The following is a 21,668-nucleotide window of genomic DNA, read 5'->3' as shown; positions in this document are numbered from 1 at the left end:
CGCGGGGATAACACCATGGATCAAAAACAGATTGAAGAAATTGTACGTAGCGTGATGGCGTCAATGGGACAGGACGTACCGCAGCCCGTCGCGCCGTCAACGCAGGAAGGCGCAAAGCCGCAGTGCGCCGCGCCGACGGTGACCGAAAGCTGCGCGCTGGATTTAGGTTCCGCAGAGGCAAAAGCCTGGATTGGCGTCGAGAACCCGCATCGTGCGGACGTGCTGACCGAACTGCGTCGCAGTACTGCGGCACGCGTCTGTACGGGGCGTGCCGGGCCGCGTCCGCGCACCCAGGCGCTGTTGCGCTTCCTGGCGGATCACTCCCGTTCGAAAGACACCGTGCTCAAAGAAGTGCCGGAAGAGTGGGTCAAAGCGCAAGGGCTGCTGGAAGTACGTTCGGAGATCAGCGACAAAAACCTGTACCTGACGCGCCCGGATATGGGGCGTCGCCTGAGCCCGGAAGCCATTGACGCGCTGAAGTCGCAGTGCGTGATGAACCCGGATGTGCAGGTAGTGGTCTCCGATGGCCTCTCTACGGATGCGATCACCGCCAACTATGAAGAGATTCTGCCGCCGCTGCTTGCCGGTCTGAAGCAGGCCGGGCTGAACGTCGGCACGCCGTTCTTTGTGCGCTATGGCCGCGTGAAGATTGAAGATCAGATTGGCGAAATTCTCGGCGCGAAGGTCGTCATCCTGCTGGTGGGCGAACGTCCGGGGCTGGGGCAGTCGGAAAGCCTCTCCTGCTACGCGGTCTATTCCCCGCGCGTGGCGACCACCGTCGAGGCCGACAGAACCTGTATTTCAAACATTCATCAGGGGGGGACGCCGCCAGTAGAAGCTGCCGCCGTGATTGTGGATTTGGCCAAACGGATGCTGGAGCAGAAAGCGTCCGGCATCAACATGACCCGTTAAGGAGACATCATGCCTGCATTAGATTTGATTCGACCTTCAGTGACTGCCATGCGCGTGATTGCCTCCGTGAATGACGGCTTTGCGCGGGAACTTAAATTACCGCCACATATACGTAGCCTCGGACTCATCACGGCAGATTCTGATGATGTGACCTATATTGCCGCTGATGAAGCGACAAAACAGGCGATGGTGGAAGTAGTCTATGGCCGCTCCCTCTATGCCGGGGCGGCTCACGGGCCGTCGCCTACCGCCGGTGAGGTGTTGATTATGCTGGGCGGACCGAACCCGGCGGAAGTGCGCGCCGGTCTGGATGCGATGGTCGCCAGTATTGAAAACGGCGCGGCGTTCCAGTGGGCGAACGATGCGGAAAATACCGCGTTCCTGGCGCATGTGGTTTCGCGTACCGGCTCGTACCTCTCGTCTACCGCAGGTATCGCGCTGGGCGATCCAATGGCCTACCTGGTGGCGCCGCCGCTGGAAGCGACATTCGGCATTGACGCGGCGATGAAATCCGCTGACGTTCAACTGGTGACTTACGTGCCGCCGCCGTCGGAAACCAACTATTCGGCCGCGTTCTTAACGGGAAGCCAGGCCGCGTGTAAAGCCGCCTGCAACGCCTTTACCGACGCCGTGCTGGATATCGCCCGTAACCCTGTTCAGCGTGCGTAACGGAGGCTGCCAATGATCAATGCCCTGGGATTACTGGAAGTGGACGGAATGGTCGCCGCCGTCGATGCGGCGGATGCCATGCTGAAAGCGGCCAACGTGCGTTTGCTCAGTCATCAAGTGCTCGACCCTGGCAGGCTCACGCTGGTGGTGGAGGGCGATCTGGCGGCGTGTCGTGCGGCGCTGGATGCCGGAAGCGCCGCCGCGCAGCGCACAGGCCGTGTGATTAGCCGCAAAGAAATTGGTCGTCCGGAAGAGGACACCCAGTGGCTGATTGGCGGGTTTGCGCGTGCGACAACGCAGACTGAGAAAACGCCCCAGGCACCCGCAACGCCTGAGTTCGCTGAGGCGTTACTGGCGCTGCTGGCATCAGTACGCCAGGGAATGACGGCGGGAGAGGTTGCCGCGCATTTTGGCTGGCCGCTGGAGCAGGCCAGAAACGTGCTGGAACAACTCTTTTCTGACGGAGCGTTGCGTAAACGCAGTAGTCGCTATCGCATCAAAAATTAATCTGTCGGAGGGCCGGGCGTCCTGGCGGGCGTCCGGCATAGAAGATCATGAAAAAGACCCGTACAGCGAATTTGCACCATCTTTATCATGAAGCGTTACCCGAAGACGTTAAACTTACGCCCAGAGTCGAGGTGGACAATGTTCATCAGCGACGGACGACGGATGTCTATGAACATGCTCTGACTATCACCGCCTGGCAGCAGATCTACGATCAGTTACACCCGGGTAAATTTCATGGCGAGTTCACGGAAATCCTGCTTGATGAGATTCAGGTGTTCCGTGAATACACCGGCCTGGCGCTGCGTCAGTCGTGTCTGGTTTGGCCAAACTCTTTCTGGTTTGGTATTCCGGCGACGCGCGGCGAACAGGGATTTATCGGCGCGCAGGGGCTCGGCAGCGCCGAGATTGCCACCCGACCGGGAGGCACCGAGTTTGAACTGAGCACGCCGGATGATTACACCATTCTGGGCGTCGTTATCTCGGAAGATGTTATTTCCCGTCAGGCCACGTTTTTGCATAACCCGGAAAGGGTGCTGCATATGCTGCGTAACCAGCTAGCGCTGGAGGTAAAAGAGCAGCATAAAGCAGCGCTGTGGGGCTTTGTGCAGCAGGCGCTGGCCACCTTCAGCGAGAGTCCTGAAACCCTGCATCAACCTGCGGTGCGTAAGGTCTTGAGTGATAATTTGTTGCTGGCGATGGGCACGATGCTGGAAGAGGCGAAGCCGATTCATAGCGCCGAGAGCATCAGCCATCAGGGATATCGTAGGCTACTGTCGCGGGCGCGGGAATATGTGCTGGAAAATATGTCGGAGCCGCTGACGGTGCTCGACTTATGTAACCAGCTACACGTAAGCCGTCGCACGCTGCAAAATGCGTTTCACGCCATTTTGGGCATTGGCCCCAATACGTGGCTGAAACGTATTCGCTTAAACGCAGTACGCCGGGAACTGATTAGCCCGTGGTCGCAGAGCACCACGGTCAAAGATGCCGCGATGCAGTGGGGATTCTGGCATTTGGGGCAATTTGCCACCGATTATCAGCAATTATTTGCCGAAAAACCGTCGTTGACGCTGCATCAGCGGATGCGGCAATGGGCTTGATATTGATGGGTAGGCTCTCCGGTTGCTGATAACGTGCGCGTGTCGGGAATTACCCGGTGGCGGCTGGCGCCTTACCGGGCCTACGGATTCGCTGCTGTCTGTGGTTGGTAGCCCGGACAAGGCGCGCCAGCGCCGCCTCCGGGGAAGCGCGCGCACAACGTGCAAAACAGTTTTGTCATCAGGTCATGAGGATGAGCGTTTATGTTTGCTGATAAGACGTTGCCGTTGTTTGGCAGGAGGGGCAGATAAACCCGTAAAGCATCATAAATTCCCTTCAATCATGATGCTATCATATTGATGCAGAAGCGGTTGTATCCATTCTATAACATATTGAATAAAGGAAGCGTACTCTCCGTTGCTGCGCGCAATTATCAGCCAGTGCGAGATTATTTTCTCGCATTCAGCAAGTGTAAATTCATTCCAGCTTGTGTAATCAAAGGACTTATCCTCATGATTTCGTGGGTATAGCTTATTAATTCCAGCGGCCAGTATCTCAAAATCGGACTCGTAAATCATCAGACAGTCAACACTATAATCCCATCCCCCATCCGGATCTTCTTTATAAGGATAGATAAAACATCCAATTTTACTCTCTGTGCGGCGATGTCTTTTTCGTAGAGTTGTTCGGTGCCCTTTAAGATTAAAATCAAGGTAATAAGGTGGTATTGGGGTATGCAGTGCGGTGGTTATTGCGATCAGGAACTTAGACCACTCTTTATGGTGTATTTCGCGGCTACACCAATAATCGACATCAATATATTTTTCTGACCATCGTAGATCGCAATACTGTTTTTTATGGTTCACGTGGAACGTTGTATCTGTATGGTAATCGTTTATTTGTTGCGTTCCCCAGTATTCGCGAAAAAATTCAGCTAACCTGTTTTTTTGCTCTTCAGGGGATAATGAGGGCGCAGAGATGAGGCGGGCGTTCATTGCTACTTCCTTAATGTCATATGTGTTTAAATCCAGTCGCGTACCTGAATAAACTCGCTCAGCGCCGCTTCCGGGCTACCCGCTTCTGGCTGCCAGTCGTATTCCCAGCGCACCAGCGGCGGCATCGACATCAGGATAGATTCAGTGCGCCCGCCGGTTTGCAGACCAAACAGGGTGCCTCTGTCCCATACCAGATTGAACTCCACGTAGCGCCCGCGGCGATAAAGTTGAAAATTACGCTCCCGCTCTCCCCAGACCATCGCTTTGCGTCGTTCGACAATCGGTAAATACGCCTCGGTGTAGCCGTTACCGACCGCCTGCATAAAAGCAAAACAGTGGTCGAAATCCGGCGTATTCAAATCGTCAAAAAACAGGCCGCCGATACCGCGCTGCTCGTTACGATGCTTGAGGAAAAAGTAGTCATCGCACCACTTTTTATAGCGCGGATACACATCGTCGCCAAACGGCTGGCACAGGTCGCGGGCGGTGCGGTGCCAGTGAACGGCATCCTCTTCAAAGCCGTAGTAGGGCGTTAAATCGAACCCGCCGCCAAACCACCACACCGGATCGGCGCCCGGTTTTTCGGCAATAAAAAAGCGCACGTTAGCATGGCTGGTGGGAATATACGGATTGTGCGGATGCACCACCAGCGATACGCCCATCGCTTCAAAGCTACGCCCGGCGAGTTCTGGCCGATGCGCGGTGGCGGACGCGGGCATTGCATCGCCGTGAACGTGAGAGAAATTAACGCCCGCCTGTTCGAAAATCCCGCCGTTGCGTAATACCCGGCTGCGTCCGCCGCCGCCCGCTTCGCGTCGCCAGCTATCTTCGACAAAGTTTGCGCCATCCACAGCGGATAACGTTTGGCAAATATCATCCTGCAGGCGTAGCAGAAACTGTTTTACGTGATGTGCATCGGGTTTCATGATTACCGTTTCTTCGTGTGTGCTTTCTGATTATCAAACCAGTGAAAATAACTGATGATGCCGTTGGCGATCGCCGTAGCGATTTTCTGGCGAAACGCCGTCGTGCCCAGCAGGCGTTCTTCTTCCGGATTGGTAATAAACGAGGTTTCGACCAGCACCGACGGAATTGACGGTGATTTTAGCACCACGAAAGCCGCTTGTTCGGTAGTGCGGCTGTGTAATTTATGTATAGGTTTGATTTTCTTGAGAATATGCGAACCCAGCGTCAGACTGTTTTTAATCGTATCGGTTTGCACCAGATCAAACAAAACTTGTTGTAATAGATGATCCCGGTCAGTGGCTTTTTTACCCGCCACTTCGTCCGCGCGGTTTTCACGCTCGGAGAGATACTTCGCCATGGCGCTACTGGCCCCGCGGTTGGAAAGCGCAAAAACGGAAGCGCCCGCTGCTTTCGGGTTGGTAAAACCATCGGCATGAATGGACATAAACAGATCCGCGCCGTGCTTATGGGCGATTTCCACCCGATCGTACAGCGGAATAAAGGTATCCCCTGTCCGGGTTAAACGCGCATCGATTCCGTGATTTCGCAAAATAGCGCGCACGTTTTTGGCAATTGCCAGCACGACGTGTTTTTCCTGAGAACCGTTGCGGCCAATCGCGCCGGTATCGATGCCGCCGTGTCCGGGGTCGAGCATCACCAGCCGTTTACTGCCGGTTTTTTTGGTTTTGGGTTTGCTGTGACCATTACTGGTTTTTAGCGTTTCTTCTTTGGCTATTGCGTGCGACATACCTGACAGCGTCAGGGCCGCCAGACCTGTTTTGAGTACCTGGCGGCGCGAAGTGAGAGTTTTTAGGAGTTTAAAAGTGCTCATACGGCCTGAGTTGTGAAAATTAAGTTCAAGATGTTATATCGTATCGCGTAATCCGTTACGACGGTTGGTGATGAGAATTGTTTTACTTTTCATTTCAATACGTGACACATCGCCATTATGCCATTTTTTCCGCTACATCGCGTCAGATATTGGCTGAATCAGATGTTTGCGCCATAATCTTGGTTTTTCCACCCGAAAAGGCAACGAATACCATGGAAATACGCGTTTTTCGCCAGGAAGATTTCGAAGAGGTGATTACCCTCTGGGAGCGTTGCGACCTGCTGCGTCCATGGAACGATCCTGAAATGGATATTGAACGCAAGGTGAATCACGATGTCAGCTTGTTCCTCGTTGCGGAAGTTAGCGGCGAAGTCGTCGGTACGGTAATGGGCGGTTATGACGGGCATCGCGGCTCGGCGTATTACCTGGGCGTTCACCCGGAGTTCCGCGGGCGCGGCATTGCGAATGCGTTGCTTAACCGGCTGGAAAAAAAACTCATCGCTCGCGGGTGTCCGAAAATCCAAATTATGGTGCGCGATGATAACGACGTTGTGCTGGGCATGTATGAACGTCTGGGGTATGAGCATTCTGACGCCCTAAGTTTGGGTAAACGCCTGATTGAAGATGAAGAGTACTGAGTTTCATCCAGCCGATTATGATGTACACGGACGTTTACGCCTGCCGTTTCTGTTCTGGTGCGTACTGCTACTTCAGGCGCGCGCCTGGGTACTCTTTGTCATTGCCGGTTCATCCCGTGGACAGGGTAATACTTTGTTAAACTTTTTTTATCCCGACCATGACAATTTTTGGCTGGGGCTGTTGCCCGGCGTTCCGGCGGTAGTGGCATTTTTACTCAGCGGGCGGCGTGAAGCGGTTCCTGGTGTGTGGCGCTGGCTGCGCGGACTCCTGATCCTTGCTCAACTGGTGTCGTTGTGCTGGCTGCCGGTGATGTGGCTGGGTGGCGACCCGGTCAACGGCGTCGGGCTGGCGCTGCTGCTGGCGGACATCGTCGCGCTGATCTGGCTGTTAACCAATCAACGTTTGCGTGCCTGTTTTTCCCTTGAGAAAGAATAACGGCACTTTTTGGCGAACCCGCACTCCAACCAACGTTAATTAATAAAAGAAAGGAAGTGAGATGAAATCGCTGCGTTTGACTTTACTCGCACTGCCGCTGGCGCTGACCGGCTGCTCGACGCTCTCCTCGGTCAACTGGTCTGCCGCAAATCCATGGAACTGGTTTGGTTCCTCGACAGAAGTCACTGAGCAAGGCGTGGGAGCGCTGACCGCCGCCACGCCGCTGGAAGAGCCGGCTATTGCAGAGGCATTAGATGGCGATTATCGCCTGCGTAGCGGTATGAAAACCGATAACGGCAACGTGGTGCGCTTTTTCGAAGCGATGAAGGGCGACAATGTCGCGATGGTGATCAACGGCGAGCAGGGAACTGTGAGCCGTATTGATGTGCTCGACAGCGATATCCCAACCGCCGCGGGGGGCAAAATCGGTACGCCGTTTAGCGACCTTTACAGCAAAGCGTTTGGTCACTGCGAGCCGGTTTCCAGCGATAGCCATACCAGCGTCGAATGTAAAGCCGAGGGAAGTCAGCATATTAGCTATGTTTTCTCCGGCGAGTGGAGCGGACCGGAAGGCTTAATGCCTCCTGATGACGTCTTAAAAAACTGGGACGTGCGCAAAATTATCTGGCGTCGTTAATTTGCGCCTGAACAAACCGCTTCGCTTAAAAACAAGGTAAAATAGCCTCTATTAATGCCACGACTGCGTGGCATTCTCATTTTCAGGAGGAATCATGTCTCAGGTTCAAAGTGGCATTTTGCCGGAACATTGCCGTGCGGCAATTTGGATTGAAGCCAATGTAAAAGGCGACCTGGACGCCCTGCGCGCGGCCAGCAGAACATTTGCCGATAAACTGGCGACCTTCGAAGTCAAATTTCCGGACGCCCATCTTGGGGCCGTTGTGGCGTTTGGCAACAATACCTGGCGTGCCCTGAGCGGCGGCGTCGGGGCGGAAGAACTGAAAGATTTTATTCCTTATGGTAAAGGGCTGGCGCCGGCCACGCAGTATGACTTGCTGATCCATATCCTTTCCCTGCGCCACGATGTGAATTTTTCTGTTGCCCAGGCGGCGATGGAAGCCTTCGGCGACTGTATCGACGTGAAAGAAGAAGTTCACGGTTTCCGTTGGGTGGAAGAACGCGATCTGAGCGGCTTTGTCGACGGGACAGAGAACCCGGCGGGCGAAGAGACGCGCCGTGAAGTGGCGGTGATCAAAGATGGCGTGGATGCCGGCGGCAGTTATGTGTTCGTGCAGCGTTGGGAGCACAATCTCAAGCAACTTAACCGGATGAGTATTCACGATCAGGAGATGATGATCGGGCGTACCAAAGAAGCCAATGAAGAGATTGACGGCGATGCGCGTCCGGCAACGTCTCACCTGAGCCGCGTCGATCTCAAAGAAGATGGCAAAGGGCTGAAGATTGTACGCCAGAGCCTGCCATACGGCACCGTCAGCGGTACTCATGGTCTCTATTTCTGCGCTTACTGCGCACGTCTGCACAATATCGAACAGCAGCTTTTGAGTATGTTCGGCGATACCGACGGTAAACGCGACGCGATGCTGCGCTTCACCAAACCGGTGACTGGCGGCTACTATTTTGCGCCGTCGCTGGATCGCCTGTTAGCGCTATAAGGTAAAACCCTGTCGGATGGCAGCGCAAACGCTTTATTCGACCTACGATTGGTAGGCCTGATAAGCGCAGCGTCATCAGGCAGAACAGCATAAAAATGCCCATCCCCGCCTCCGCGGGGATTTTTTTACCTAATATTTACCTGAATTAGTGAGCTATTCCTCAGCACTTATTTGTTATTACTGTATTTTCAGTGTTAATGGAGTGTAAGACTCCATATTCAAAAGGAGACATTGAAAATGGGTAAACTCACGGGCAAGACAGCATTGATTACGGGCGCATCGCAGGGCATTGGCGAAGGGATCGCTCGCGTATTCGCACGCCACGGCGCGAACTTAATCTTGCTGGATATCTCCGATGAGATTGAAAAGCTGGCGGATGAGCTGGGCGGGCGCGGGCATCGCTGCACTGCCGTTAAGGCTGACGTCAGAGATTTTGCTTCGGTGCAGGCGGCGGTTGCGCGCGCCAAAGAGACTGAAGGTAGAATTGATATTTTGGTGAATAACGCTGGCGTGTGCCGTCTGGGCAACTTCCTCGATATGAGTGAAGAAGATCGCGATTTCCACATTGATATTAATATTAAAGGTGTCTGGAACGTCACCAAAGCCGTCCTGCCGGAGATGATTAAACGTAAAGATGGCCGCATTGTGATGATGTCTTCCGTCACGGGAGATATGGTGGCGGACCCGGGTGAAACGGCCTATGCGCTGTCAAAAGCCGCCATTGTCGGTTTAACCAAATCGCTGGCGGTAGAGTATGCGCAGTCCGGTATTCGTGTGAATGCCATTTGCCCCGGTTATGTAAGAACGCCGATGGCGGAAAGCATTGCCCGTCAGTCTAACCCTGACGATCCGGAATCGGTATTAACGGAAATGGCAAAAGCCATTCCGCTACGCCGCCTTGCCGATCCGCTGGAAGTAGGGGAACTGGCGGCATTTCTGGCTTCCGATGAGTCCAGCTATCTTACCGGAACGCAAAACGTCATTGATGGCGGCAGTACCCTGCCTGAAAGCGTAAGCGTAGGCGTCTGATTGATGCCGGTCTCCTCCCCGCGCCGCGTGGGGAGGGATTCTCTTATTCCCTTTTCAACTTTCAAATCATCAAACGGTATATAAAACCGTTACTCCTTTAGCGTTGGTTATAAATATGATGACCATAAGAAAGTCATTAAATTTATAAGGGTGCGCAATGGCCGTTAACTTCCTGAAAAAAAATGCTCTGACGCTGGCGGCGTCTCTGTTACTGGTCGGTCAGGTACAGGCGACGGAACTGCTGAACAGCTCATACGATGTCTCCCGCGAGCTGTTTGCCGCCCTTAACCCACCGTTTGAGCAACAATGGGCGAAGGATAACGGCGGCGATAAGCTGACAATTAAGCAATCTCATGCCGGGTCATCAAAACAGGCGCTGGCGATTTTGCAGGGACTGAAGGCAGACGTTGTGACCTACAATCAGGTGACCGACGTACAGATTCTCCATGATAAAGGTAAACTGCTCCCTGCCGACTGGCAAAGCCGTCTGCCGAACAACAGTTCGCCATTCTATTCCACGATGGGCTTCCTGGTGCGCAAGGGGAACCCGAAAAATATTCACGACTGGAGCGATCTTGTACGTTCCGACGTGAAGCTGATTTTCCCTAACCCGAAAACCTCCGGCAACGCCCGTTACACGTATCTGGCGGCATGGGGCGCGGCGGATAACGCGGACGGCGGCGATAAAGCCAAAACCGAACAGTTTATGACCCAGTTCCTGAAAAACGTCGAAGTGTTTGATACCGGCGGTCGCGGTGCTACGACTACCTTTGCCGAGCGTGGTCTGGGCGATGTGCTGATTAGTTTTGAATCGGAAGTGAACAACATCCGCAAACAATATGAAGCCCAGGGATTTGAAGTGGTGATCCCGAAAACGAACATTCTTGCTGAATTCCCGGTTGCCTGGGTAGATAAAAACGTGCAGGCCAACGGCACAGAAAAAGCCGCCAAAGCTTACCTGAACTGGCTGTATAGCCCGCAGGCGCAGACCATCATCACCCATTACTACTACCGCGTGAATAACCCGGAAATCATGGGCAAGCAAGCAGATAAATTCCCGCAGACCGAACTGTTCCGCGTGGAAGACAAGTTTGGTTCCTGGCCGGAAGTGATGAAAACGCACTTTGCCAGCGGCGGCGAGCTGGACAAACTGTTGGCGGCGGGGCGTAAGTAATGCTTGCCGTTTCTTCCCGACGCGTGCTGCCCGGCTTTACGTTAAGCCTCGGCACCAGTTTGCTGTTTGTCTGCCTGATCCTGCTGTTGCCGTTGAGCGCGCTGGTGATGCAGCTCTCACAGATGAGCTGGTCGCAATACTGGGATGTTGTGACCAACCCACAGGTGGTGGCTGCTTATAAAGTGACGCTGCTGGCGGCATTTGTGGCGTCGATTTTTAATGGCGTGTTTGGTCTGCTGATGGCGTGGATTTTAACCCGCTACCGTTTTCCGGGGCGCACGTTGCTGGATGCGCTGATGGATCTGCCATTTGCGCTGCCGACAGCGGTAGCGGGGTTAACGCTGGCCTCGCTGTTCTCAGTGAACGGTTTCTACGGTCAGTTTCTTGCGCAGTTTGATATCAAAGTGACCTATACCTGGCTCGGTATTGCGGTGGCGATGGCCTTTACCAGCATTCCATTTGTGGTACGCACCGTCCAGCCGGTACTGGAAGAGCTGGGGCCGGAATATGAAGAAGCGGCACAAACGCTGGGGGCCACCCGCCTGCAAAGTTTTCGCAAAGTCGTGCTGCCTGAGCTGTCGCCTGCGCTGATTGCCGGCGTGGCGCTCTCTTTTACCCGTAGCCTTGGCGAGTTTGGCGCGGTGATTTTTATCGCTGGAAATATTGCCTGGAAAACAGAAGTGACCTCGCTGATGATTTTTGTGCGTTTGCAGGAGTTTGATTACCCAGCCGCCAGCGCCATTGCCTCGGTGATCCTTGCGGCGTCACTGCTGCTGCTGTTCTCAATTAACACACTGCAAAGTCGCTTTGGTCGACGTGTGGTAGGTCATTAATGGCGGAAGTGACTCAATTGAAGCGATACGACGTCCCCCGTATTAACTGGGGAAAATGGTTTCTGATTGGCGTCGGGATGCTGGTTTCGGCGTTTATCCTGCTGGTGCCGATGATTTACATCTTCGTGCAGGCGTTCAGCAAAGGGTTAATGCCGGTACTGCAAAATCTGGCCGATCCGGACATGCTGCACGCCATCTGGCTGACGGTGTTGATTGCCTTGATCGCAGTGCCGGTGAATCTGGTGTTCGGCATTCTGCTGGCGTGGCTGGTGACGCGCTTTAACTTCCCCGGCCGTCAGCTACTGCTGACCCTGCTGGATATTCCCTTTGCCGTCTCGCCGGTGGTGGCCGGTCTGGTTTATCTGCTGTTTTATGGCTCCAACGGCCCGTTGGGCGGCTGGCTGGATGAGCATAATTTGCAAATGATGTTCTCCTGGCCGGGGATGGTACTGGTCACTATTTTTGTCACCTGCCCGTTTGTGGTGCGCGAACTGGTGCCAGTGATGCTCAGCCAGGGCAGTCAGGAAGATGAGGCGGCGATTTTACTGGGCGCATCCGGCTGGCAAATGTTTCGCCGCGTGACGTTGCCGAATATTCGCTGGGCGCTACTTTACGGCGTGGTGTTAACCAACGCCCGCGCGATTGGCGAGTTTGGCGCGGTGTCGGTGGTGTCCGGCTCGATTCGCGGCGAAACGTTATCGCTACCGTTACAGATTGAATTACTGGAGCAGGACTACAACACCGTCGGCTCCTTTACCGCCGCCGCATTGTTGACGCTAATGGCGATTATTACCCTGTTTTTGAAGAGCATGTTGCAATGGCGTCTGGAGAATCAGGAAAAACGCGCGCAACAGGAGGAAAATCATGAGCATTGAGATCGCCAGAATTAAGAAATCGTTTGGTCGCACTCAGGTACTGAATGATATCTCGCTGGATATTCCTTCCGGCCAGATGGTTGCCTTGTTGGGGCCGTCTGGTTCCGGCAAAACGACGCTGCTGCGCATTATTGCCGGGCTGGAACATCAGTCCAGCGGCCATATTCGTTTCCACGGTACGGACGTTAGCCGCCTGCACGCGCGTGAGCGTAAAGTTGGTTTTGTGTTTCAGCACTATGCGCTGTTTCGCCATATGACGGTGTTTGACAACATCGCTTTTGGCCTGACGGTGCTGCCGCGACGCGACCGCCCAACTGCGGCGGCGATTAAAACGAAAGTGACGCAATTGCTGGAGATGGTGCAACTGGCGCACCTCGCGGATCGCTTCCCCGCCCAGCTTTCCGGCGGACAAAAACAGCGCGTGGCGCTGGCGCGCGCGCTTGCCGTAGAACCGCAAATCCTACTGCTGGATGAACCGTTTGGCGCGCTGGATGCCCAGGTACGTAAAGAGTTACGTCGCTGGTTACGCCAGTTACATGAAGAACTGAAATTCACCAGCGTCTTTGTCACCCACGATCAGGAAGAAGCGACGGAAGTGGCGGATCGGGTGGTGGTGATGAGTCAGGGCAATATCGAACAGGCTGATGCGCCGGATCGAGTGTGGCGTGAACCGGCAACCCGCTTCGTACTGGAGTTTATGGGCGAGGTGAACCGCCTGACAGGCACCGTCCGCGGCGGGCAGTTTTACGTTGGCGCGCATCGCTGGCCGCTGGGTTATACGCCCGCGTACCAGGGGCCGGTCGATCTGTTCCTGCGTCCGTGGGAGGTGGATATTAGCCGCCGCACCAGCCTGGATTCTCCGCTACCAGTACAGGTCATTGAGGCCAGCCCAAAAGGTCACTATACACAGTTAGTGGTACAGCCGCTGGGGTGGTATCACGATCCGCTGACGGTGGTGATGGCGGGTGAGGATGTTCCGGTTCGCGGCGAGCGTTTGTTTGTTGGACTGCAAAAAGCGCGTCTGTATAACGGCGACCAGCGTATTGAAACGCGTGAAGAGGAACTTGCTCTGGCGCAATCGGCCTGATAGGTTAATTTGTATAGTTATCGCCCGGTGGCGCTACGCATACCGGGCTTTTTTACGAGCTGAAAACGTGAATACATTAGAACAAACCATCGGCAATACGCCGCTGGTCAAATTACAACGTCTGGGGCCGGATAACGGCAGTGAAATCTGGGTCAAGCTGGAAGGCAATAATCCGGCAGGATCGGTGAAAGATCGCGCGGCGCTATCGATGATTGTCGAGGCGGAAAAGCGCGGGGAAATTAAACCGGGCGATGTCCTGATTGAAGCGACCAGCGGCAACACTGGCATTGCGCTGGCGATGATCGCCGCGCTGAAAGGTTATCGCATGAAGCTGTTGATGCCAGACAACATGAGTCAGGAGCGTCGGGCGGCAATGCGGGCCTATGGCGCAGAGCTGATTCTGGTCACTAAAGAGCAGGGAATGGAAGGGGCGCGCGATTTAGCGCTCGCTATGTCTGAACGTGGAGAAGGTAAACTGCTCGATCAGTTTAATAACCCCGATAACCCATATGCGCACTACACCACCACCGGCCCGGAAATCTGGCGGCAAACGCAGGGGCGGGTAACGCATTTTGTTTCCAGCATGGGCACGACCGGCACCATTACCGGCGTGTCGCGTTTTCTGCGCGAGCAGGAAAAACCGGTCACTATCGTTGGCCTACAGCCGGAAGAGGGCAGCAGTATTCCGGGCATTCGCCGCTGGCCAGCGGAATATATGCCGGGCATTTTCAACGCCAGCCTGGTGGATCAGGTGCTGGATATTCATCAGAATGATGCCGAAAACACCATGCGTGAACTGGCCGTTCGTGAAGGCATTTTCTGCGGCGTGAGTTCCGGCGGCGCGGTAGCGGGCGCGTTACGCGTCGCACGAGCCACGCCCGGCGCGATAGTGGTGGCGATCATCTGCGATCGCGGCGACCGTTACTTGTCTACCGGCGTGTTTGGTGAAGAGCATTTCAGCCAGGGGGCAGGGATTTAAACTAACAGGTTTAGCTGGTTGGGATATACACAGGCAACGGCGCCTTTGACAAGCGGGAATATCTTGCCGATTTTCTATATGCGCCAGCGCATTACCGTCGTCTTTTATAATAAAAGCTCGTCTGTTGTTCTTATTGTTGTATTTGTTCCTGGCAAAGCGTCATGTAATGCTTGCTGCTTTCTACCAGCCTGGCTGAACCAGGCCGGTAAAGTGACGGCGCTTTAAACATATAAATCAGTTGTACTTGTTGCTGGCAGGCCATCTCTGTCACTGGTACGTGAAATAACGTTAACGCCGCATTTTTCGTACCGTAAACCGCGTTACCCTGCGAATCCCGGCCATAATACGCTTGCGCCAGCATCATGGCATACAGCTCGTCGTCGCGGTACAGGCTGTCCAACCAGAACACCCAGATCGCGGTCCTGAAATGCCCATCCACGCCGGCTTGGGTATAGAGCAATCTGGCAGTATAAGATTTGGGATGTATTTTGGCCGCAGCGCGGCGCAAAAAACGCGTCTGCGGCGATTCGGACAACCAGAAAGAGGCGCTCTGTAATGCGGTCTGGGCTATGGGACGAATTTCCAGATAATAGTAAACGGTTAACCCTACAGCAAACGCTAACAGAAGCGCGATAACGCCTTTAAAAAACCACAGTAACACGCCTGGCATTATGATTTTTTCTTACTCAACATTCTTATCCGTTTCCGCAATAAGCGCATGTAAATAAGGCTGCGCGTTTTCATCGCTTTTACCGGGAATTTTAACGATATAGGGCTTTCCGGTGATGGACGACGACGACGCGACTTTATCGATAAACTGTTCGGCGGTGTCGATACGATTGCGCGTGTTACCCAGTTTTAAGCGCAGGTGCGATACGGCTTCCTCGCAGTTATGCGCATCACCGTTACGAACGAATGTCAGATCCTTTTTCTGCGCCAGCGCATTAAGCATGGCGTTAATGCGCGCTTCTTCATGGGCGTTTAGCTTCGCCCAGGCGGGTAGAGTCAGCAGGAGCGCAACGACGGAGCAGACAATTTTCTTCATGGTAAAATCCTTTTTCATGCGATAATCACTGCACCTCAGACCGTTAGCCGGGTAATAAGTTGCACTCCTGGTGTGGTTATTTCTGTGAGTGCGCCAGCGTGAGTTCATCCAGAAAACGCCACAGCTTTTCATTCATCTGCTGGTAATCCCATGCGCGCATCTCGGCGACCGAGCGGATAAAACGCTTCCCTTGCGCGTCGGCCAGCTCCTGCTGCGAATGTTGGATTAATCCTTCAACCGCCTCGACGGTAAATTCCATATGACACTGGAAGCCGTAGACAAAATTGCCGTACTGCACTATCTGACGTGGACAGCCTTCGCTTTCGGCCAGCACGGTCGCCTGATCGGTGAGTCCTGGCATATCGTTGTGCCAGTGGCCGACGGTTAACGGGGAGCCAAAGTGGGCGATAAGCGGATGCCGCAGACCGGCTTCAGTGAGCGTAATAGGGTAGTGACCAATCTCTTTTTCCGGACTTTGGCACACCGCGGCGCCCAGCGCCTCGCCAATGAGCTGCGAACCAAGACAAATGCCGATAACCATTCGCCGGGCCGTAATCGCCTGATTAATTAAGTGCTGTTCGGCGCGAGAGTCAAAGTACGGGTACTCTTCGCGGGTGGTGCGCGGCGACTGCGGACCGCCAAATACCACGAGCATATCGAACTCATCGGCATTGGGCGGTAGCGCTTCTCCGGCATAGACGCGCGACCATGAAATGGTATAACCGCGATCTTCAGCCCATTTCAGATAAGCGCCAGCGGATTCAAACGACTCATGGACAACAAAATGAACTCGCACGTTATTTTCTCCTGTTAGCGATTTAGCGCCTGATGGATATCAGCCGCCAGCGTGTTGATCTCGCTGTCATTTAATGTCGACAGCGTGATACGTAGACCGTGAGACGGCGCGCTTACGCCAAAGGCTTCTCCCTCACGTACCAGCCAGCCGGATTTTGCCAGCGTAAACGCGGTAACCTGGCTATGGGTGTCCAGCGGGAGCCAGGCATTCACGCCGTCGCCGGGAGAAATGGCGATGCCATATTGCTGTAGGGCGCGGGCCAGTTTTTGTTGCCGGGCGGCGTAAAACAGCCGCGTTTGCGCCAGCCTGTGCTGATACTCAGGGTCGGTCAGGCAGGCGTAGACCAGATCCTGTAACAGATGGCTGACCCACTGACTACCGGCATTTAGCCGCAGCCGAAGTTTTGCCGAGGTCGCGCTGTCGCTGGCGACAATAGCAAGACGTAAATCGGGGCCGAGGGTTTTGGAAACGGAGCGTATCACCGCCCAGTGTTGCGTTGTCTGCGCAATAACCGGCTGCCAGGGCGATGAAGAAAGTAGAGCGAAGTGATCGTCGATAATGACCACTACCTGAGGGTAACGCGCCAGTATATTTTGCAGCGCAGCGGCACGGCGAGCGCTCAGGCTACAGCCGGTAGGGTTGTGCGCGCGCGGCGTTAAGATCACTGCCCGCGCGCCCTGATTTAGCGCCCGTTCCAGCTTTTCAGGCTGCATTCCTTCGCTATCTACGCTGACCGGGCTGGCGCTAAAACCGGCATAGCGCAGCATATTGATACTGCTTAAAAAACAGGGATCTTCCACCGCGACGCTGTCGCCCGGCAGCAGATGCGCGCAAAGCAGTCTTTCAATGGCGTCGATAGCTCCGCTGGTGATATCAATTTCGCCTGCGACGGGGGTGGCATCCCGTAGCCAGCGCGCCGCCCAGGCGTGTAGTTTAGGGGAAACGGGCGCATCGCCGTAGAGATGCGGCGTGCGGCTGAGACGGGCAAAATAACGGCTAAGGTCAGGCAGACGCTGCGGATCGGGATTGCCGCCGGAAAGGTCGTGCAGAGGCGTATGCGGATCGCCGCCTTCCAGCGCTACGGGAGACGGACTGCCTTTAATCACCGTCCCATTGCGGCCTAAACTTTGCGCCAGTCCCGCCGTTATCAGCCGTTTATACGCCGCTGCGACGGTATTGCGGTTCACCTTTAATTCGCTTGCCAGCTCCCGTACCGGCGGGAGCGAATCCTCCGCCCGTAACGTGCCGGCGATAATGTGTTGACGGATACTGTCAAAAATTTCGTTAGCGGTTTTTCCGTCGATCATTATTGACCTATGACAAAATGAATTTTAGCATATGACAATGATAATGAGGCGGTAGCCTGCTGTCCAGCGAGAGGAAAATTTTATGGGACAAGAGAGTGATATTCAGTCAGTGCTCTTCGACGACAACCATCGGGCATTACAGACCGATATCGTCGCCGTCCAGTCACAGGTCGTGTACGGCAGCGTAGGCAACAGCATCGCTGTTCCGGCCATTAAAGCGCAGGGACTACGCGTGACGGCGGTCCCGACGGTGCTGTTCAGCAATACGCCGCACTATAAAACCTTTTATGGCGGCATTATTCCCGCCGAGTGGTTTGCAGGCTACCTTACGGCGTTGAATGAGCGCGATGCGCTACGTGAATTAAAAGCGATTACCACCGGTTACATGGGCAGCGCAGACCAAATTGTCTTGCTTTCGAAGTGGCTAATGGCGATCCGGGCTTCGCATCCGGAGGTGTGTATTCTTGTTGATCCGGTCATTGGCGATACCGACAGTGGAATGTATGTGCAGGCGGAAATTCCGCAGGCTTATCGCACACATTTGTTGCCGCAGGCGCAGGGGCTAACGCCGAACGTATTTGAGCTGGAGATGCTGAGTGGTAAACCGTGTCGCACGCTGGAAGAGGCGGTGGCGGCGGCGCAATCGCTGCTTTCCGATACGCTGAAATGGGTGGTTATCACCAGCGCGCCGGGCGAATCTCTGGAGACCATAACGGTTGCCGTCGTTACCGCGCAGGTCGTGAAGGTCTTTGCTCATCCGCGGGTGGCGACGGAGTTAAAAGGGACGGGAGATCTCTTCTGCGCCGAGCTGGTCAGCGGTATTGTGCAGGGAAAAAAACTGACGACCGCGGCAAAAGATGCGGCGCAGCGCGTGCTGGAGGTGATGACCTGGACACAGCAGTGTGGCTGTGATGAGTTAATTCTGCCGCCGGCAGGGGAGGCGCGATGAAGAGTTATCGGCTGGTGGTTCGCCAGCAGGGGCGTATCGTGGGGCATTTTGAAACGAGCGGGCTGGACGCGCTGGAAGATATCTGCGTGGCGCGGGCGATGTTTGGCATCACTGGCGGCTATCAGTGCGAGTTGCAAGTGTCCGATTCCGAACGCAGGATGCTGGAGAGTGGCCCGGATGGGATGAAGATCCTGATGCGCGAGAAGTGCTTTCGCCCGGTGACCTCGCAGTTGTAACCCGTGGATTGGCGCTGAAATGTTCGCAACCTTGTAGGCCTGATAAGCGTAGCGCCATCAGGCAGTACGCCGCACCATCGCCGGATGGCGGCGCAAGTACAGGCAAAAAAAATGGCGCCCAAAGGCGCCATTCTTCACTGCGGCAAGAATTACTTCTTAATGCGGATAACCGGAGTTTCACCCACGGTCACGCTACCGGACAGTTTGATCAGTTCTTTGATTTCATCCATGTTGGAGATAACAACCGGAGTCAGGGTAGACTTGGCTTTTTCTTCCAGCAACGGCAGATCGAACTCGATGACCGGATCGCCAACTTTCACGCGCTGACCTTCTTCAGCAATACGCTTGAAGCCTTCGCCTTTCAGCTCAACGGTGTCGATACCGAAGTGAACGAACAGCTCAATGCCGCTATCGGATTCGATAGAGAACGCATGGTTGGTTTCAAAGATTTTGCCGATGGTACCGTCAACAGGGGCGACCATTTTGTTACCGGTTGGTTTGATAGCGATGCCATCACCAACGATTTTTTCAGCAAAAACTACATCCGGCACGTCTTCGATGTTGACGATCTCGCCAGAGAGCGGGGCAACAATCTCAATAGTTCCGGTGTCTTTCTTATCATCAGAAACCAGAGATTTTAGTTTATCGAACAAACCCATGATCTTCTCCTAAGCAGTAAATTGGGCCGCATCTCGTGGATTAGCAGATTGTTTTTTCTTCAATGAACTTGTTAACCAGCGTCATTAACTCGTCCGTTGTCGGTTGAGCAAGAGCCTGCTCTGCTAACACCTTCGCATCTTCGAAGTTCGTGTTACGGATAATCTTCTTAATGCGCGGGATAGAAATGGCGCTCATAGAGAATTCGTCCAGACCCATCCCCAGCAACAGAAGTGTAGCACGTTCGTCGCCTGCAAGCTCACCACACATGCCAGTCCATTTACCTTCTGCATGAGAAGCATCAATAACTTGCTTGATCAAGTTCAGTACGGACGGTGACATTGGCTGGTAAAGGTGTGAAATCATATCATTACCACGGTCAACTGCCAGGGTGTACTGCGTTAAATCATTGGTGCCGATACTAAAGAAATCAACTTCTTTGGCTAAATGACGCGCAATTGTCGCCGCAGCCGGTGTTTCCACCATCACGCCAATCTCAATGCTTTCGTCAAATGCTTTACCTTCGTCACGCAGTTCCTGTTTGTAGATTTCAATCTCTTTGCGCAGCGCGCGAACTTCTTCAACAGAGATGATCATCGGGAACATAATGCGCAATTTACCGAAAGCGGAGGCACGCAGAATCGCGCGAACCTGGTCACGCAGGATCTCTTTGCGATCCATGGCGATACGCACGGCGCGCCAGCCCAGGAACGGGTTTTCTTCTTTCGGGAAGTTCATGTACGGCAGCTCTTTGTCGCCGCCAATGTCCATGGTACGGACGATAACCGCCTGCGAGCCGCACGCTTCAGCGACCGCTTTATAGGCGGCAAACTGCTCTTCTTCCGTCGGCAGCGCGTCGCGATCCATGAACAGGAATTCAGTACGATACAGACCAACGCCTTCCGCGCCGTTGCGCTCAGCGCCTTCAACGTCACGAACGGTACCGATGTTGGCGCAAACTTCAACCTGATGTCCATCCAGCGTGATTGCCGGCAGATCTTTCAGTTTAGCCAGTTCCGCTTTCTCGGTCGCAACCTGCTCCTGGACGGCGCGCAGTTGCTCAATAACATCGTTGGTCGGGTTGACGTAAACCTGGTTGTTTACGGCATCCAGAATCAGATAATCGCCGTTTTTCACCTGAGCGGTGACGCTACCGGTACCTACGATCGCCGGCAGTTCCAGAGAACGCGCCATGATGGAGGTATGAGACGTGCGTCCGCCCGCGTCGGTGATGAAGCCCAGCACTTTCTGCAGGTTCAGCTGTGCAGTTTCTGACGGCGTCAGGTCAGCGGCAACCAGGATAACTTCTTCCTGAATCGCGCTCAGATCGATAATGGCCAGACCCAGGATGTTGCGCAGCAGGCGCTTACCAATATCACGTACGTCAGCCGCACGCTCTTTCAGGTATTCGTCATCCAGTTCTTCCAGGGCAGTGGCCTGACCTTCGATAACTTCATGTGCGGCTGCGTCAGCCGTCATGTGCTTATCTTTAATCAGGGCTATGATTTCCTGCTCCAGCTCCTCATCTTCGAGCAGCATAATATGCCCTTCAAAGATGGCTTCTTTTTCTTCACCGAACGTTTCACCAGCTTTTGTCTTGATCGCTTCCAGTTGCGCAGATGCCTTGGCACGACCGCTCAGAAAACGTTCAACTTCCTGATCAACCTTGTCGGCAGAAATTTTTTTCCGGTCAATGACGATTTCGTCTTCTTTCAGCAGCAGTGCTTTGCCGAAAGCGATACCCGGGGATGCTAAAATGCCTGAAATCATAACCCTACCTTACTTGTGACTGATTTTTAAAAGAACCCGGAAAAAAACTTACTCGAGTTCCGCCATCAGTTTGACCAGATGTTCAACCGCTTTCTGCTCATCTTCACCTTCTGCGGAGATGGTGACGACGGTGCCTTGAGTCAGGCCCAGAGTCTGCAGTTTAAACAGGCTTTTCGCGCTGGCGCTTTTGCCGTTGGAAGTCACAGTAATCTCAGAAGTGAAGCCTTTTGCTTCTTTAACAAACTGAGCAGCAGGGCGGGTGTGCAGACCGTTCGGAGCGGTAATGGTAACTTCTTGCTGGAACATT

26 protein-coding genes and 1 pseudogene are annotated in these 21,668 nt (G+C 54.2%); 16 read left to right on the top strand and 11 right to left on the bottom strand.

The genetic code is table 11. The features are described from left to right. Window positions 1-15: 15 nt before the first annotated feature. The 4 genes from eutC to eutR are packed head-to-tail and all read left to right on the top strand — an operon-like array spanning window position 16 to window position 3,188. Window positions 16-912 (top strand): ethanolamine ammonia-lyase subunit EutC, encoded by an 897-nt coding sequence (gene eutC, locus ACLJRS_RS19130; RefSeq protein ID WP_000372354.1) that lies wholly within the window; start codon window positions 16-18, stop codon window positions 910-912. A gap of 9 nt (window positions 913-921) precedes the next feature. Further along, a complete protein-coding gene (eutL, locus tag ACLJRS_RS19125) occupies window positions 922-1,581 on the top strand; it encodes an ethanolamine utilization microcompartment protein EutL (RefSeq protein WP_001111056.1) in 660 nt (219 codons plus the stop codon). 12 nt (window positions 1,582-1,593) lie between these two features. Then, window positions 1,594-2,088 (top strand): ethanolamine utilization microcompartment protein EutK, encoded by a 495-nt coding sequence (gene eutK, locus ACLJRS_RS19120; RefSeq protein ID WP_000606268.1) that lies wholly within the window; start codon window positions 1,594-1,596, stop codon window positions 2,086-2,088. A gap of 47 nt (window positions 2,089-2,135) precedes the next feature. Beyond that, complete coding sequence (gene eutR, locus ACLJRS_RS19115) at window positions 2,136-3,188, top strand: HTH-type transcriptional regulator EutR (protein WP_000753668.1); 1,053 nt, start codon at window positions 2,136-2,138, stop codon at window positions 3,186-3,188. A gap of 199 nt (window positions 3,189-3,387) precedes the next feature. Here the strand turns inward: eutR and ACLJRS_RS19110 are convergent. The 4 genes and pseudogenes from ACLJRS_RS19110 to amiA form a co-directional block, all read right to left on the bottom strand. Continuing rightward, window positions 3,388-3,450: pseudogene (locus ACLJRS_RS19110) on the bottom strand (hypothetical protein); the annotation flags it as partial. Beyond that, window positions 3,450-4,121 (bottom strand): hypothetical protein, encoded by a 672-nt coding sequence (locus ACLJRS_RS19105; RefSeq protein WP_000994057.1) that lies wholly within the window; start codon window positions 4,119-4,121, stop codon window positions 3,450-3,452. The gene ACLJRS_RS19105 and the pseudogene ACLJRS_RS19110, both read right to left, overlap by 1 nt. A 26-nt stretch (window positions 4,122-4,147) precedes the next feature. Then, the gene (gene hemF / locus ACLJRS_RS19100; RefSeq protein WP_000801339.1) at window positions 4,148-5,047 is read right to left on the bottom strand and encodes an oxygen-dependent coproporphyrinogen oxidase; all 900 of its coding nucleotides are present in this window, start codon (window positions 5,045-5,047) and stop codon (window positions 4,148-4,150) included. Window positions 5,048-5,049: 2 nt separating this feature from the next. After that, the gene (amiA, locus tag ACLJRS_RS19095) at window positions 5,050-5,919 is read right to left on the bottom strand and encodes an N-acetylmuramoyl-L-alanine amidase AmiA (RefSeq protein WP_000102880.1); all 870 of its coding nucleotides are present in this window, start codon (window positions 5,917-5,919) and stop codon (window positions 5,050-5,052) included. A gap of 212 nt (window positions 5,920-6,131) precedes the next feature. Between amiA and ACLJRS_RS19090 the strand changes: the two genes are divergently transcribed. From ACLJRS_RS19090 to cysM, 10 genes are all read left to right on the top strand, one after another. Then, window positions 6,132-6,557 carry a GNAT family acetyltransferase gene (locus tag ACLJRS_RS19090; protein WP_000406008.1) on the top strand — a complete coding sequence of 142 codons (426 nt, stop codon included), beginning with the start codon at window positions 6,132-6,134 and terminating at the stop codon, window positions 6,555-6,557. Then, window positions 6,544-6,993 carry a DUF2919 domain-containing protein gene (locus ACLJRS_RS19085; RefSeq protein ID WP_000842940.1) on the top strand — a complete coding sequence of 150 codons (450 nt, stop codon included), beginning with the start codon at window positions 6,544-6,546 and terminating at the stop codon, window positions 6,991-6,993. The genes ACLJRS_RS19090 and ACLJRS_RS19085 overlap by 14 nt, the downstream gene beginning before the upstream one ends. A gap of 61 nt (window positions 6,994-7,054) precedes the next feature. Continuing rightward, window positions 7,055-7,630, top strand: coding sequence for an RpoE-regulated lipoprotein (locus tag ACLJRS_RS19080; RefSeq protein ID WP_000838968.1), 576 nt, complete (start codon window positions 7,055-7,057; stop codon window positions 7,628-7,630). Between the two features lie 94 nt (window positions 7,631-7,724). Then, window positions 7,725-8,624: a Dyp-type peroxidase gene (locus ACLJRS_RS19075; protein WP_000084581.1), complete on the top strand. Its 900-nt coding sequence runs from the start codon at window positions 7,725-7,727 to the stop codon at window positions 8,622-8,624. Between the two features lie 237 nt (window positions 8,625-8,861). Next, window positions 8,862-9,653: an SDR family oxidoreductase UcpA gene (ucpA, locus tag ACLJRS_RS19070; RefSeq protein ID WP_000517460.1), complete on the top strand. Its 792-nt coding sequence runs from the start codon at window positions 8,862-8,864 to the stop codon at window positions 9,651-9,653. Between the two features lie 157 nt (window positions 9,654-9,810). Next, the gene (gene cysP, locus ACLJRS_RS19065; RefSeq protein WP_000290192.1) at window positions 9,811-10,827 is read left to right on the top strand and encodes a thiosulfate/sulfate ABC transporter substrate-binding protein CysP; all 1,017 of its coding nucleotides are present in this window, start codon (window positions 9,811-9,813) and stop codon (window positions 10,825-10,827) included. Continuing rightward, window positions 10,827-11,660 (top strand): sulfate/thiosulfate ABC transporter permease CysT, encoded by an 834-nt coding sequence (gene cysT / locus ACLJRS_RS19060; RefSeq protein ID WP_000881746.1) that lies wholly within the window; start codon window positions 10,827-10,829, stop codon window positions 11,658-11,660. Before cysP ends, cysT begins: the two co-directional genes overlap by 1 nt. Then, complete coding sequence (cysW, locus tag ACLJRS_RS19055; protein WP_000852705.1) at window positions 11,660-12,535, top strand: sulfate/thiosulfate ABC transporter permease CysW; 876 nt, start codon at window positions 11,660-11,662, stop codon at window positions 12,533-12,535. The genes cysT and cysW overlap by 1 nt, the downstream gene beginning before the upstream one ends. Then, the gene (gene cysA / locus ACLJRS_RS19050) at window positions 12,525-13,622 is read left to right on the top strand and encodes a sulfate/thiosulfate ABC transporter ATP-binding protein CysA (RefSeq protein WP_000021079.1); all 1,098 of its coding nucleotides are present in this window, start codon (window positions 12,525-12,527) and stop codon (window positions 13,620-13,622) included. Before cysW ends, cysA begins: the two co-directional genes overlap by 11 nt. Window positions 13,623-13,689: 67 nt before the next feature. Continuing rightward, on the top strand, window positions 13,690-14,601 hold the full coding sequence (cysM, locus tag ACLJRS_RS19045) for a cysteine synthase CysM (RefSeq protein WP_001093884.1): 912 nt from the start codon (window positions 13,690-13,692) through the stop codon (window positions 14,599-14,601). 130 nt (window positions 14,602-14,731) lie between these two features. Here the strand turns inward: cysM and ACLJRS_RS19040 are convergent, their stop codons facing one another. Genes ACLJRS_RS19040 through ptsJ form a run of 4 tightly spaced genes read right to left on the bottom strand, consistent with a single transcriptional unit; the run spans window position 14,732 to window position 17,749 of the window. Continuing rightward, window positions 14,732-15,271, bottom strand: a complete 540-nt coding sequence (locus ACLJRS_RS19040; RefSeq protein ID WP_001119689.1) for a transglycosylase domain-containing protein — start codon at window positions 15,269-15,271, stop codon at window positions 14,732-14,734. A 12-nt stretch (window positions 15,272-15,283) separates the two neighbouring features. Then, window positions 15,284-15,664, bottom strand: coding sequence for a YfeK family protein (locus ACLJRS_RS19035; protein ID WP_000710738.1), 381 nt, complete (start codon window positions 15,662-15,664; stop codon window positions 15,284-15,286). Between the two features lie 58 nt (window positions 15,665-15,722). Continuing rightward, window positions 15,723-16,442 (bottom strand): GMP synthase, encoded by a 720-nt coding sequence (locus ACLJRS_RS19030; RefSeq protein ID WP_001263765.1) that lies wholly within the window; start codon window positions 16,440-16,442, stop codon window positions 15,723-15,725. A gap of 14 nt (window positions 16,443-16,456) precedes the next feature. Next, on the bottom strand, window positions 16,457-17,749 hold the full coding sequence (gene ptsJ / locus ACLJRS_RS19025) for a transcriptional regulator PtsJ (protein ID WP_000565123.1): 1,293 nt from the start codon (window positions 17,747-17,749) through the stop codon (window positions 16,457-16,459). A gap of 82 nt (window positions 17,750-17,831) precedes the next feature. On the opposite strand from ptsJ, the gene pdxK reads away from it, so the two are divergent. Both pdxK and ACLJRS_RS19015 read left to right on the top strand, forming a co-directional pair. Beyond that, window positions 17,832-18,698 carry a pyridoxine/pyridoxal/pyridoxamine kinase gene (gene pdxK / locus ACLJRS_RS19020; protein ID WP_000529619.1) on the top strand — a complete coding sequence of 289 codons (867 nt, stop codon included), beginning with the start codon at window positions 17,832-17,834 and terminating at the stop codon, window positions 18,696-18,698. Then, window positions 18,695-18,934, top strand: a complete 240-nt coding sequence (locus tag ACLJRS_RS19015) for a hypothetical protein (protein WP_000844541.1) — start codon at window positions 18,695-18,697, stop codon at window positions 18,932-18,934. Before pdxK ends, ACLJRS_RS19015 begins: the two co-directional genes overlap by 4 nt. 149 nt (window positions 18,935-19,083) lie before the next feature. Here ACLJRS_RS19015 and crr read toward each other — a convergent pair whose 3' ends face one another. Genes crr through ptsH form a run of 3 tightly spaced genes read right to left on the bottom strand, consistent with a single transcriptional unit; the run spans window position 19,084 to window position 21,667 of the window. Further along, complete coding sequence (gene crr, locus ACLJRS_RS19010; protein WP_000522253.1) at window positions 19,084-19,593, bottom strand: PTS glucose transporter subunit IIA; 510 nt, start codon at window positions 19,591-19,593, stop codon at window positions 19,084-19,086. A 40-nt stretch (window positions 19,594-19,633) separates the two neighbouring features. After that, on the bottom strand, window positions 19,634-21,361 hold the full coding sequence (ptsI, locus tag ACLJRS_RS19005; protein ID WP_000623114.1) for a phosphoenolpyruvate-protein phosphotransferase PtsI: 1,728 nt from the start codon (window positions 21,359-21,361) through the stop codon (window positions 19,634-19,636). Window positions 21,362-21,409: 48 nt separating this feature from the next. After that, the gene (ptsH, locus tag ACLJRS_RS19000; protein WP_000487600.1) at window positions 21,410-21,667 is read right to left on the bottom strand and encodes a phosphocarrier protein Hpr; all 258 of its coding nucleotides are present in this window, start codon (window positions 21,665-21,667) and stop codon (window positions 21,410-21,412) included. Between the last annotated feature and the right edge of the window lies 1 nt (window position 21,668).

This window comes from Salmonella sp. SAL00670 (assembly GCF_046552235.1).
In the GTDB taxonomy this organism is placed as follows: domain Bacteria; phylum Pseudomonadota; class Gammaproteobacteria; order Enterobacterales; family Enterobacteriaceae; genus Salmonella; species Salmonella enterica.
This window is presented reverse-complemented; position numbering and strand designations above follow the sequence as displayed.

Coding starts and splice junctions, on each gene's coding strand:
- eutC (WP_000372354.1), top strand. CDS start 16: ATGGATCAAAAACAGATTGAAGAAATTGTACGTAGCGTGATGGCGTCA.
- eutL (WP_001111056.1), top strand. CDS start 922: ATGCCTGCATTAGATTTGATTCGACCTTCAGTGACTGCCATGCGCGTG.
- eutK (WP_000606268.1), top strand. CDS start 1,594: ATGATCAATGCCCTGGGATTACTGGAAGTGGACGGAATGGTCGCCGCC.
- eutR (WP_000753668.1), top strand. CDS start 2,136: ATGAAAAAGACCCGTACAGCGAATTTGCACCATCTTTATCATGAAGCG.
- ACLJRS_RS19105 (WP_000994057.1), bottom strand. CDS start 4,121: ATGAACGCCCGCCTCATCTCTGCGCCCTCATTATCCCCTGAAGAGCAA.
- hemF (WP_000801339.1), bottom strand. CDS start 5,047: ATGAAACCCGATGCACATCACGTAAAACAGTTTCTGCTACGCCTGCAG.
- amiA (WP_000102880.1), bottom strand. CDS start 5,919: ATGAGCACTTTTAAACTCCTAAAAACTCTCACTTCGCGCCGCCAGGTA.
- ACLJRS_RS19090 (WP_000406008.1), top strand. CDS start 6,132: ATGGAAATACGCGTTTTTCGCCAGGAAGATTTCGAAGAGGTGATTACC.
- ACLJRS_RS19085 (WP_000842940.1), top strand. CDS start 6,544: ATGAAGAGTACTGAGTTTCATCCAGCCGATTATGATGTACACGGACGT.
- ACLJRS_RS19080 (WP_000838968.1), top strand. CDS start 7,055: ATGAAATCGCTGCGTTTGACTTTACTCGCACTGCCGCTGGCGCTGACC.
- ACLJRS_RS19075 (WP_000084581.1), top strand. CDS start 7,725: ATGTCTCAGGTTCAAAGTGGCATTTTGCCGGAACATTGCCGTGCGGCA.
- ucpA (WP_000517460.1), top strand. CDS start 8,862: ATGGGTAAACTCACGGGCAAGACAGCATTGATTACGGGCGCATCGCAG.
- cysP (WP_000290192.1), top strand. CDS start 9,811: ATGGCCGTTAACTTCCTGAAAAAAAATGCTCTGACGCTGGCGGCGTCT.
- cysT (WP_000881746.1), top strand. CDS start 10,827: ATGCTTGCCGTTTCTTCCCGACGCGTGCTGCCCGGCTTTACGTTAAGC.
- cysW (WP_000852705.1), top strand. CDS start 11,660: ATGGCGGAAGTGACTCAATTGAAGCGATACGACGTCCCCCGTATTAAC.
- cysA (WP_000021079.1), top strand. CDS start 12,525: ATGAGCATTGAGATCGCCAGAATTAAGAAATCGTTTGGTCGCACTCAG.
- ACLJRS_RS19040 (WP_001119689.1), bottom strand. CDS start 15,271: ATGCCAGGCGTGTTACTGTGGTTTTTTAAAGGCGTTATCGCGCTTCTG.
- ACLJRS_RS19035 (WP_000710738.1), bottom strand. CDS start 15,664: ATGAAAAAGGATTTTACCATGAAGAAAATTGTCTGCTCCGTCGTTGCG.
- ptsJ (WP_000565123.1), bottom strand. CDS start 17,749: ATGATCGACGGAAAAACCGCTAACGAAATTTTTGACAGTATCCGTCAA.
- pdxK (WP_000529619.1), top strand. CDS start 17,832: ATGGGACAAGAGAGTGATATTCAGTCAGTGCTCTTCGACGACAACCAT.
- ACLJRS_RS19015 (WP_000844541.1), top strand. CDS start 18,695: ATGAAGAGTTATCGGCTGGTGGTTCGCCAGCAGGGGCGTATCGTGGGG.
- crr (WP_000522253.1), bottom strand. CDS start 19,593: ATGGGTTTGTTCGATAAACTAAAATCTCTGGTTTCTGATGATAAGAAA.
- ptsI (WP_000623114.1), bottom strand. CDS start 21,361: ATGATTTCAGGCATTTTAGCATCCCCGGGTATCGCTTTCGGCAAAGCA.
- ptsH (WP_000487600.1), bottom strand. CDS start 21,667: ATGTTCCAGCAAGAAGTTACCATTACCGCTCCGAACGGTCTGCACACC.